General features: G+C 60.0%; 9 protein-coding genes. 3 read left to right on the top strand and 6 right to left on the bottom strand.

Annotation, left to right across the window (positions count from 1 at the left end; all coding sequences use genetic code 11):
* The coding region (locus MMS95_RS21890) for a cold shock domain-containing protein (protein WP_242142272.1) at nucleotides 1-150 on the bottom strand (150 nt) is incomplete at its 3' end.
* A 355-nt stretch (nucleotides 151-505) separates the two neighbouring features.
* Between MMS95_RS21890 and clpS the strand changes: the two genes are divergently transcribed.
* Nucleotides 506-826 carry an ATP-dependent Clp protease adapter ClpS gene (clpS, locus tag MMS95_RS21885; protein ID WP_004928347.1) on the top strand — a complete coding sequence of 107 codons (321 nt, stop codon included), beginning with the start codon at nucleotides 506-508 and terminating at the stop codon, nucleotides 824-826.
* A gap of 27 nt (nucleotides 827-853) precedes the next feature.
* Complete coding sequence (gene clpA / locus MMS95_RS21880; protein WP_004928343.1) at nucleotides 854-3,133, top strand: ATP-dependent Clp protease ATP-binding subunit ClpA; 2,280 nt, start codon at nucleotides 854-856, stop codon at nucleotides 3,131-3,133.
* Nucleotides 3,134-3,340: 207 nt separating this feature from the next.
* On the opposite strand, the gene infA is transcribed toward clpA, so the two are convergent.
* The 5 genes from infA to trxB all read right to left on the bottom strand — a co-directional run bounded on the left by infA (nucleotide 3,341) and on the right by trxB (nucleotide 9,140).
* Complete coding sequence (gene infA / locus MMS95_RS21875; RefSeq protein WP_002211347.1) at nucleotides 3,341-3,559, bottom strand: translation initiation factor IF-1; 219 nt, start codon at nucleotides 3,557-3,559, stop codon at nucleotides 3,341-3,343.
* A 105-nt stretch (nucleotides 3,560-3,664) separates the two neighbouring features.
* Nucleotides 3,665-4,390 (bottom strand): leucyl/phenylalanyl-tRNA--protein transferase, encoded by a 726-nt coding sequence (aat, locus tag MMS95_RS21870; protein WP_015377315.1) that lies wholly within the window; start codon nucleotides 4,388-4,390, stop codon nucleotides 3,665-3,667.
* 29 nt (nucleotides 4,391-4,419) lie between these two features.
* Nucleotides 4,420-6,159: a cysteine/glutathione ABC transporter ATP-binding protein/permease CydC gene (gene cydC, locus MMS95_RS21865; protein ID WP_082996890.1), complete on the bottom strand. Its 1,740-nt coding sequence runs from the start codon at nucleotides 6,157-6,159 to the stop codon at nucleotides 4,420-4,422.
* Between the two features lie 2 nt (nucleotides 6,160-6,161).
* Nucleotides 6,162-7,928, bottom strand: coding sequence for a cysteine/glutathione ABC transporter permease/ATP-binding protein CydD (gene cydD / locus MMS95_RS21860; protein ID WP_103085727.1), 1,767 nt, complete (start codon nucleotides 7,926-7,928; stop codon nucleotides 6,162-6,164).
* Between the two features lie 240 nt (nucleotides 7,929-8,168).
* Nucleotides 8,169-9,140: a thioredoxin-disulfide reductase gene (gene trxB, locus MMS95_RS21855; protein ID WP_004928321.1), complete on the bottom strand. Its 972-nt coding sequence runs from the start codon at nucleotides 9,138-9,140 to the stop codon at nucleotides 8,169-8,171.
* A gap of 654 nt (nucleotides 9,141-9,794) precedes the next feature.
* Between trxB and lrp the strand changes: the two genes are divergently transcribed.
* Nucleotides 9,795-10,289 (top strand): leucine-responsive transcriptional regulator Lrp, encoded by a 495-nt coding sequence (lrp, locus tag MMS95_RS21850; RefSeq protein WP_004928318.1) that lies wholly within the window; start codon nucleotides 9,795-9,797, stop codon nucleotides 10,287-10,289.
* Nucleotides 10,290-10,315: the final 26 nt, after the last annotated feature.

Raw genomic sequence — 10,315 nt, 5'->3', positions numbered from 1 at the left:
GAAGCTGACCTGCTGACCTGCCTTCAACGTTCTGTAACCATCCATCTTGATGGTGGAATAATGCGCGAAAATATCTTCGCCACCGCCGGCTGGGCAGATGAAGCCAAAGCCTTTGGCGTTGTTAAACCATTTAACAGTACCCGTCTCCATGCTTTTACATCCCTCGCAACGCTATTTTAAGTGAGATGAATAACTGAATTCGCACCCGCCGTGGGCGGGTAGCAGGGTGGACAAGGGGTGGTTAAAAGACCACCAGCCACGAATTTACACTCTAGAGCAAATGATCGGGGCGTCAAGGGATCGGCTTTTGTCGGCGGGGAGCAGTTCACCAAAGTTTGAAGCAGGTAACGCTATTGCCACGATTCAGTCACAATTGGCCCGTTTTTTTGCGCACGTTACAGTGCGGCGGGACGATGGCGAAGATGATAAAATAGTAACTATCCCCACTTTGAATAACCGAAACCTGTCCCCATATCAGAGGGCAGAGCAGAGAAGATGAGCAGCGATGGGCAATAACAACGACTGGCTAAATTTTGAACACTTGGCCGAAGAAAAACAAATCGATGCGGTAAAACCGCCGTCTATGTATAAAGTTATACTTAACAACGACGATTACACACCGATGGAATTTGTGATTGACGTTCTGCAAAAGTTCTTTTCTTATGATATTGAACGCGCAACGCAACTGATGCTCACGGTCCACTATCAAGGCAAGGCGATCTGTGGTGTTTTCACCGCCGAGGTGGCGGAAACCAAAGTCGTCCATGTGAACCGGTACGCAAGGGAGAACGAGCATCCGTTGCTTTGTACGCTGGAAAAAGCCTGAATAAGGCAATCTATTGGGGAGGTGCTTATGCTCAATCAAGAACTGGAACTCAGTCTCAACATGGCTTTCGCCAGGGCGCGTGAGCACAGACACGAGTTTATGACCGTGGAGCACCTGTTGCTGGCGTTGCTGAGCAACCCTGCCGCGCGAGAAGCGCTCGAGGCATGTACGGTGGATCTGGCCGCGTTGCGCCAGGAGCTGGAAGCCTTCATCGAACAAACCACACCGACGCTGCCCGCCGGCGAAGAAGAGCGCGACACTCAGCCGACGCTCAGCTTCCAGCGCGTGTTGCAGCGCGCGGTCTTCCATGTGCAATCTTCCGGCCGCAGCGAAGTGTCCGGCGCCAACGTGTTGGTGGCCATCTTCAGCGAGCAGGAGTCGCAGGCGGCCTATCTGCTGCGCAAGCACGACGTCAGCCGTCTCGACGTGGTGAACTTCATTTCACATGGCACGCGTAAAGACGAGCCGGGCCAAGCGCCGAATGCGGAAAACCCGGTGAACGAAGAGCAGTCCGGAGGGGAAGACCGTATGGAAAACTTCACCACCAACCTCAATCAGTTGGCCCGTGTGGGCGGCATCGATCCGTTGATCGGCCGCGATCGTGAGCTGGAGCGCGCGATTCAGGTGCTGTGCCGCCGTCGTAAAAACAACCCGCTGCTGGTCGGCGAATCCGGCGTGGGCAAGACCGCCATTGCCGAAGGCCTGGCCTGGCGTATCGTGCAGGGCGACGTGCCGGAAGTGATGGCGGACTGCACGCTGTATTCGCTGGATATCGGTTCACTGCTGGCCGGCACCAAATACCGCGGCGACTTCGAGAAGCGCTTCAAGGCGCTGCTCAAGCAGCTGGAACAGGATCAGAACAGCATCCTGTTCATCGATGAAATTCACACCATCATCGGCGCCGGTGCGGCTTCCGGTGGGCAAGTGGATGCCGCCAACCTGATCAAACCGCTGCTGTCGAGCGGCAAGATCCGGGTGATCGGCTCGACCACCTACCAGGAGTTCAGCAACATCTTCGAAAAGGATCGCGCTTTGGCGCGCCGCTTCCAGAAGATCGATATCACCGAACCGACGGCGGAAGAGACCGTTCAGATCATCAACGGCCTGAAAGCCAAGTATGAAGCGCACCACGACGTGCGTTATACCGCCAAAGCGATCCGCGCCGCGGTGGAGCTGTCGGTGAAATACATCAACGATCGTCATCTGCCGGACAAGGCGATCGACGTGATCGACGAGGCGGGCGCCCGCAGCCGGTTGATGCCGGCCAGCAAGCGCAAGAAAACCGTCAACGTGGCCGATATCGAATCCGTGGTGGCGCGCATTGCGCGCATCCCGGAGAAAACCGTGTCGGCCAGCGATCGCGACGTGCTGAGAAATCTGGGCGATCGCTTGAAGATGCTGGTATTCGGCCAGGATCAGGCGATCGAGGCGCTGACCGAAGCGATCAAGATGAGCCGCGCCGGTCTGGGCCACGAGCGCAAGCCGGTCGGTTCCTTCCTGTTCGCCGGGCCGACCGGGGTCGGGAAAACCGAGGTCACCGTACAGTTGGCCAAGGCGATGGATATCGAGCTGCTGCGTTTCGACATGTCCGAGTACATGGAGCGGCATACCGTCAGCCGCCTGATCGGCGCGCCTCCGGGCTACGTCGGTTACGATCAGGGCGGGCTGCTGACCGATGCGGTGATCAAGCATCCGCATGCGGTGGTGCTGCTCGATGAGATCGAGAAGGCGCATCCGGACGTGTTCAACCTGCTGCTGCAGGTGATGGACAACGGCACGCTGACCGACAACAACGGCCGCAAGGCGGATTTCCGCAATGTGATCCTGGTGATGACCACCAACGCCGGGGTGCGGGAAACCGAACGCAAGTCGATCGGCCTGGTACAGCAGGACAACAGCACCGACGCGATGGAAGAGATCAAGAAGGTGTTTACGCCGGAGTTCCGCAACCGTCTGGATAACATCATCTGGTTCAACCATCTGTCTACCGAGGTGATCCAGCAGGTGGTCGACAAGTTTATCGTCGAACTGCAGGCGCAGCTGGATGCGAAGGGCGTCTCGCTGGAGGTGAGCGACGAAGCGCGTGATTGGCTGTCGGTGAAGGGCTACGACCGTGCGATGGGCGCTCGTCCGATGGCGCGCGTCATGCAGGAAAACCTGAAGAAACCGCTGGCCAACGAGTTGCTGTTCGGCTCGCTGGTGGACGGCGGTTCCGTGAAGGTCGAGCTGGACAAGGACAAGAAACAGCTGACCTATCACTTCCTCAGCGCCGCCAAGCGCAAAGCGGACGAGGGCGCGGTGCACTAAGGCTGCCTTCAGGCAAAGAAAAAGCGATGCTTCGGCATCGCTTTTTTTATGGGTGAGATTCACCGTACAGCAGAAACGAGTGAGCCCTCTCAGTTTACCTGCGCACCTGCAACCCGTTGTATAACGTCGCTGCGGGGGTAAACGGAAAGGGCTCCCGAGGGATATTACATCCTCGATGCCGCCAGCGTGTGGCGCGCGATGAGCCGATTAACGGCTACGGAAGACAATGCGGCCTTTGCTCAGGTCGTACGGGGTCAGCTCTACAGTGACTTTGTCGCCCGTCAGGATGCGGATATAGTTTTTACGCATTTTACCGGAGATGTGTGCGGTTACCACGTGCCCGTTTTCCAATTCAACGCGGAACATGGTGTTCGGCAGCGTATCAAGAACGGTGCCCTGCATTTCAATATTGTCTTCTTTGGCCATCGAATCCTCTAGGTCTAACTACCTTAGTTTTTAACCGGCAAGATAATGCCGAAAAACCCCCATTATGTAAAGATGTGTCGGTGAACATTGCACCGTTTCCACCAATTAGTTTGCTGGGCAGGGCGGTTCAACCGGCTGTGGGGATATGACTTGCGGCGCCCAGCACGCCGGTGCCAAAGGCCGCCGTTGAAGGGTGCTGAGCTGCTGCAAAAATTGACGGCGCGGAATTTCACGCGCGCCAAGGCGGGCAGTGTGAGCGTTCAGCACCTGGCAGTCAATCAATTCCCCGCCATAAGCGGCAAAATGGCGGCAAAAGGCCATCAATGCGCATTTTGAGGCGTTGGTGACGCGGCTGAACATCGATTCGCCGCAGAATAACGCGCCCTGCGCCACGCCGTACATGCCGCCGACCAGTTGATCATCCTGCCATACCTCCACCGAGTGCGCGTAGCCGAGGCGATGAAGATGTTGATAGGCGCGCTGTACCTCCGGGCCGATCCAGGTGCCTTCATCCGGCCGGTGGGCGCAGGCGGCGATCACTGAGGCGAAGTCGTGATTAAGCGTGATGCGAAACGGATCGTGGCGCAGAAAGCGTTTCAGGCTGCGGTTGAGATGAAACTCGGCCGGGAACAGCACCGCACGCGGATCGGGTGACCACCACAGAATCGCTTCCCCCGGCGAGTACCAGGGGAAGATGCCGCGCTCGTAGGCTGCCAGCAGCCGTGGCGCCGTCAGGTCGCCGCCGATCGCCAGCAGGCCGTTGGGATCGCGCAGGGCGCCCTCAGGCGAGGGAAACGCCAGCGACTGAGGGGAAAGCTTAACGATGCGCATACAGGGTTTCTGCGTCCTCTACGGGCCGATTACGGCGCCAGGTTGCTGATACGGTTGCGAAAGCGGGCATAGCGGCCCTGCTGGCGCATTAGGGTGGCGTGATCGCCCTGTTCGACAATTTGGCCGTCATCCATTACGCAAATGCGATCGAGATGCTCCAGGCCGTACAGGCGGTGCGTCACCAGGATCAGCGTCTTGCCCTGACAATGCCGGCGCAGCAGCGCCAGGATCTGCTGCTCGGTCTCGGCGTCCAGCCCTTCGGTCGGTTCGTCAAGCAACAGCAGCGGGGCAGGGTGCAGCAGCGCGCGGGCGATGCCTAGCCGGCGCTGTTCACCGCCGGACAGCTGCCGGCCGCCTTCGCCCAGCCAGGCGTTCAGCCCGCCGTCGCTGTCCAGCAATTTGCCGAGCCCCACCTGCTGCAACACCTCGCTCAGGCGAGCGTCGTCGGCATCCGGTGCGGCCAGCCGCAGGTTTTCCCGCAGCGTATCGCTGAAGATATGCACTCGCTGGCTGACGACCGTGGTCATTCGACGCAGCGTGGTTTCATCATAATCTTCCAGCGGTTCGCCGTTGAGCAGAATTTTTCCGCCGTCGGTGCGCCAGGCTCGGGTCAGCAGCTGCAGCAGGGTGGACTTGCCGCAGCCGGTGCGGCCGAGCAAGGCGATGTGTTCGCCGGCTGCCACCTCGAGCGTGACGTCGCGCAGTACCGGCTGCGGCTGATCGGGGTAGGTGAAACTCAACTGCCGCAGGCTAAGCTGAGCCCGGTCGGCGGCGGCCGGACCGGTGGCAGGGAAGGAGACTTCCGGCTGGCGATCGATGATCTGTTTGACCCGCGTGGCGGAGGCGATCACCTGGCCGAGGTGCTGGAAGGCGCCGGCCACCGGCATCAGCGCTTCGAACGACGCCAGCGCGGCGAAGACAAACAGCGCGATCAGCGCGCCGGGTTGGGTATCGCCGCCGATGCCGGCGGCGGTCAGCCACAGCAGCAGCGTCACCGTCAGCCCGCTGGCGAGGATCATCAGCGCCTGCGCCTTGCCGCTCAGCGAGGCTTGCTGCCACTGGCGGCGTTGCCACAGCTGTTCGGTGGCGTTCAGCGTCTGGCGGAAGTCGTTGACGGCGCCGAACACCACCAGCTCCGCCTGCCCCTGCAGCCAGGCGGTCAGGTCGGTGCGGTATTGGCCGCGCAGGGCGGTGAGTTGCCCGCCGATCGGTTTGCCGGCGCGATAGAACACCGGCGGCACCAGCAGCAACAGCAGCAACAGTATGCCGCCCAGCGTCAGGGCGAGCGCAGGATCCAGCCAGCTCAGGCCGTAGGTGACCACCAGGATCACCACCGCCGCGCTGATCAGCGGCGAGATCACCCGCAGATAAAGGTGATCCAGCGTGTCCACGTCCGCCACCAGGCGATTGAGCAGGTCGGCCTGGCGGAAACGGGCGATGCCGCCCGGCGTCAGCGGCAGGATCTTGCTGAAGGTGAACACCCGCAGGTGCGACAGCACGCGGAAGGTGGCGTCGTGGCTGACCACGCGCTCGGCGTAGCGCCCGGCGGTGCGGAAGATCGCCGCGCCGCGCACGCCGGCGGCCGGCAACATATAGTTGAAGGTCAGCAGGCCCGCCAATCCGGCCAGCGAAGAGGCGGCCAGGAACCAGCCGGAGAGCGCCAGCAGGCCGATGCTGGCCAGCAGGGTGACGATCGCCAAAAGGATGCCCAGGCTAATCAGCAGGCTATGGCGGCGATACAACGCCAAAAACGGCAGCAAAACGCGCATGATTAAAGCTCCCCGCGGCGATGGGCGATCAGAGTGGCGAACAGGCCCGGCTGGGCGCTGAGGGAGGCGTAATCGCCCTGTTGCACGATGCGCCCGTTATCCATCACCCAAATCTGATCGTAGTCTTCGGTATCTTCCAACTGGTGCGTCACCAGCAGGGTGGTTTGCTGATGCGAAGCGGCATTCAACGCCTGCATCACCCGTTGTTCGCTATGGGCATCGAGGCTGGCGGCCGGTTCATCCAGCAGCAGCAAGCGGCGCGGGCCGATCAGCGCCCGGGCGACCGCCACGCGCTGCGCCTGGCCGACCGACAGGCGGGCGGCGTTGTCGCCCACTTCGGTGTCGAGCCCCTGCGGCAGATACGGTAACAGTTCGCTGACGTAGGCGAGCTCTACCGCCTGCTGCAGCTGCGCTTCGTCGGCCTGCGGGCAACCCAGCAGAATATTGGCGCGCAAGGTTTGCGCCGGCAGGTGCGGGTTCTGCCCGACCCAGCTCAACTGTTGCCTCCAGTTTTCTGCGGACAGTTCACGCAGCTCGACGCCGTTGACGGTCAACGACCCACGGTAGGGCAGAAAGCCGAGCAGCAGATTGAGCAGCGAACTTTTGCCGGCGCCGCTCAGCCCGACCAGCGCCACGCGCTGTTGCGGTTGCAGGGTGAAACTCAGCGGCCCGGCCAGCAGCACGCCGTTCGGCGACAGGATTTCCAACGCGTTCGCCTGCAGCGTCAGCGGTTGATCGGCGGGCAGCTGCCGCGTGCCGTTGCCCATCTGCTCGCCTTCGGCGCTGAGGAAGGTTTCCAGCGCTTCCGCCGCGCCGACCGCCTGCGCCTTGGCATGGTAGAAGGTGCCGAGATCGCGCAGCGGTTGGAAGAACTCCGGCGCCAGAATCAGCACCAGAAAACCGGAAAACAGCGTTACGCCGAGGCCGTAGCTGCCGAAATTGAGTTCGCCGAGGTAGGAAAAACCGAAGTACACCGCCACCACGGCGATGGAAATCGAGGCGAAGAACTCCAGCACGCCGGAAGAGAGGAAGGCCATGCGCAGCACTTCCATGGTGCGGCTGCGGAAGTCTTCGGAGGATTTGGCGATCTGCGCGGTTTCGGCCTGCGCGCGGTCAAACAGCCGCAGAGTGTCCAGGCCGCGCAGGCGGTCGAGGAAGTTGCCGCTCAATCGCGCCAGTGCGACGAAGTTGCGGCGGTTGGCGTCGGCGGCCCCCATACCGACCAGCGCCATGAACAGCGGGATCAGCGGCGCGGTCGCCAACAGAATCAAACCGGCGGCCCAATTGATCGGGAAAACGGCGATCAGGATCAGCAGCGGGATGAAGACCGCCAGATACATCTGCGGCAGATAGCGCGAGTAATAGTCCTGCATATCCTCGATCTGCTCGACGATGATGCTGGCCCAACTGCCCGCCGGTTTGCCCTGGATCCAGGCCGGGCCGAGCTGCTGCAGCTTATCCAGCACCTGCTGGCGCATGCGCTGACGGATCACCTGGCCACACTGGAAACCGACCCGCTCCCGCAGCCAGCTCAACAGCGCCCGCAATGCGAACGCGGCGGCCAGCCAGATAAACGAAGGGAGCAGCTGTTCGCGTGGGGTATGTTCGATGATCAGGGCGTGCAGCAGGCTGGCCAGCAGCCACGCCTGCGCCACGATCAGCAGGCCGCTGAACAGCCCCAACAGCATGGAAAGGCGCAGCCAACGCTGCGCCAACGAACTCTGGGTTTTAAGCCAACGGGTTAACTGTTGCTGTCTGGTTTTTTTCATCAGATATGCGTCTGCGTCGCCGGTGCCCGTTTGTTACAGGCTGGGTTAACGTACTGTTAAATAATAGTGTTTGGCGCAATCGGCGACAAACAAGCGAGGTCCCATGTTACCTCGTCACCCGGCAGACTGAAAATAATAAAGCGGCCAAATGTGGCTATAACAGACGCGGGAAGGAGAGTGCGGAGGGGGGAAACAAAAAAAGCGGCCCGAGAGCCGCTTTTTGCTGATGACGAGAAAGTCTTAGCAGACTTCTGCGCCGGCGATGCCGTCCAGGTAACGTTCTGCGTCCAGCGCCGCCATACAGCCGGTGCCGGCGGAAGTGATCGCCTGGCGGTAGACGTGATCCATCACGTCGCCTGCGGCGAAGACGCCGGGGATAGTGGTTTGGGTCGCATTGCCATGAATGCCGGACTGTACCTTGATGTAGCCGTTTTCCAGCTCCAGCTGGCCGCCGAAGATGCCGGTGTTCGGGCTGTGGCCGATAGCGATGAACACGCCGGCCAGTTCCAGTTCACGGGTTTCGTTTTCCGCTTTGGTGCTGCGGATGCGCACGCCGGTCACGCCCATTTCATCGCCCAGCACTTCGTCCAGCGTATGGTCGGTGTGCAGCACGATGTTGCCGCTTTTCACTTTTTCCATCAGCCGGTCGATCAGGATCTTCTCCGAGCGGAAGCTGTCGCGACGGTGGATCAGGTGAACCTCGGCGGCGATGTTGGACAGGTACAGCGCTTCTTCAACGGCGGTGTTGCCGCCGCCGACCACCGCGACTTTCTGGTTGCGGTAGAAGAAACCGTCGCAGGTCGCGCAGGCGGAAACGCCTTTGCCCTTGAAGGCGTCTTCGGAAGGCAGGCCAAGGTAGCGGGCGGAGGCGCCGGTCGCGATGATCAGCGCGTCGCAGCTGTATTCGCCGCTGTCGCCGAACAGGCGGAACGGACGCTGCTGCAGATCGACGCTGTTGATATGATCGAAGACGATTTCAGTCTGGAACTTCTCCGCGTGCTCGCGCATGCGCTCCATCAGCGCCGGGCCGGTCAGGCCTTCGGCGTCGCCCGGCCAGTTTTCCACTTCGGTGGTGGTGGTCAGCTGGCCGCCTTGCTCCAGACCGGTGATCAGCACCGGATTCAGGTTGGCTCGCGCCGCGTAGACGGCGGCGGTGTAACCGGCCGGGCCGGAGCCCAGAATCAGTAATTTGCTATGTTTAGCCGTGCCCATGAATAACCTCTTTATTCCACAATGGCGGACAATGAAGCCGATTGTAGGGAAAATGACGCAGTAAAAAAAGCGCCGGGCGACGTTGTTAACGATTTGTATGATAGTTGTCGCCTATTAATGCACCCGCTGTCGGCAAATCGTACGCCGAACGCAGAAATTTACCTTATCAAAGCCGCATTCGGCCGCTGAATCGCCAACCGCGCAAAAACGGCGCATTCTGCGACTTCAGCCGCTCCCCGCCGGGGTTTATCTGCCAGCGATTCATAACCAAAAATGGGATGCAGACTTTTCGTGACGGTACGTTGTTCTGATTTTGCTTCTTTTACTTTGACAATCCGCTGCGCATTTGCGAAAACATCATAGGAAGAAGAAATTATCCCCGTAACACCAGCAAATCGTACGTATTTGCGCCGCGAGGCGGCAATGCGCGATGGGGGTGCGGAGCAGAGCGCGCAAGCGTTTGCTGATTTTTTCTCGACCTAAACGTCGTTACCTGCATCGCGCGGGGTTGGACAGACAGGCTGCGCGGCGTGGAATGATGGTAGTGAAGAAGCATATGACAGGCATCGGGTCTTCGCTTGGAACGAACCCTTACACATTGACGTTGGCTAGGGTGTGGCAAGTGCACGGAAGAAAATAAGAGAGACAATAATAATGGCAGACAACAAGAAACGCCCGGGTAAAGATCTTGACCGTATCGACCGCAACATCCTGAATGAGCTGCAGAAGGATGGGCGTATTTCGAACGTCGAGCTTTCGAAGCGCGTGGGGTTATCCCCGACACCATGTTTGGAACGCGTGCGCCGTCTCGAGCGCCAGGGTTTCATTCATGGCTATACCGCATTGCTTAACCCGCATTATCTGGATGCGTCCCTGCTGGTTTTCGTGGAGATCACGCTGAACCGCGGCGCGCCGGATGTGTTTGAGCAATTCAACTCGGCAGTGCAGAAGCTTGAAGAGATTCAGGAGTGTCATCTGGTTTCCGGCGATTTCGACTACCTGTTGAAAACCCGCGTACCGGACATGTCGGCTTACCGCAAATTGCTGGGCGAAACCTTGCTGCGTTTGCCGGGGGTTAACGACACCCGTACCTACGTAGTGATGGAAGAAGTGAAACAGAGTAACCGTCTGGTTATCAAAACACGGTAAGGTGCAGGTGCAAAACCTGATTAAAT

The organism is Serratia sp. PGPR-27 (assembly GCF_022678525.1).
Classification (GTDB): Bacteria; Pseudomonadota; Gammaproteobacteria; order Enterobacterales; family Enterobacteriaceae; genus Serratia; species Serratia nematodiphila.
The sequence above is the reverse complement of the archived record's forward strand: the minus strand, read 5'-3'. Positions and strand labels throughout refer to the sequence as shown.

Excerpts from the sequence above, each read along its gene's own strand:
- clpS (WP_004928347.1), top strand. The coding sequence starts at position 506 with ATGGGCAATAACAACGACTGGCTAAATTTTGAACACTTGGCCGAAGAA.
- clpA (WP_004928343.1), top strand. The coding sequence starts at position 854 with ATGCTCAATCAAGAACTGGAACTCAGTCTCAACATGGCTTTCGCCAGG.
- infA (WP_002211347.1), bottom strand. The coding sequence starts at position 3,559 with ATGGCCAAAGAAGACAATATTGAAATGCAGGGCACCGTTCTTGATACG.
- aat (WP_015377315.1), bottom strand. The coding sequence starts at position 4,390 with ATGCGCATCGTTAAGCTTTCCCCTCAGTCGCTGGCGTTTCCCTCGCCT.
- cydC (WP_082996890.1), bottom strand. The coding sequence starts at position 6,159 with ATGCGCGTTTTGCTGCCGTTTTTGGCGTTGTATCGCCGCCATAGCCTG.
- cydD (WP_103085727.1), bottom strand. The coding sequence starts at position 7,928 with ATGAAAAAAACCAGACAGCAACAGTTAACCCGTTGGCTTAAAACCCAG.
- trxB (WP_004928321.1), bottom strand. The coding sequence starts at position 9,140 with ATGGGCACGGCTAAACATAGCAAATTACTGATTCTGGGCTCCGGCCCG.
- lrp (WP_004928318.1), top strand. The coding sequence starts at position 9,795 with ATGGCAGACAACAAGAAACGCCCGGGTAAAGATCTTGACCGTATCGAC.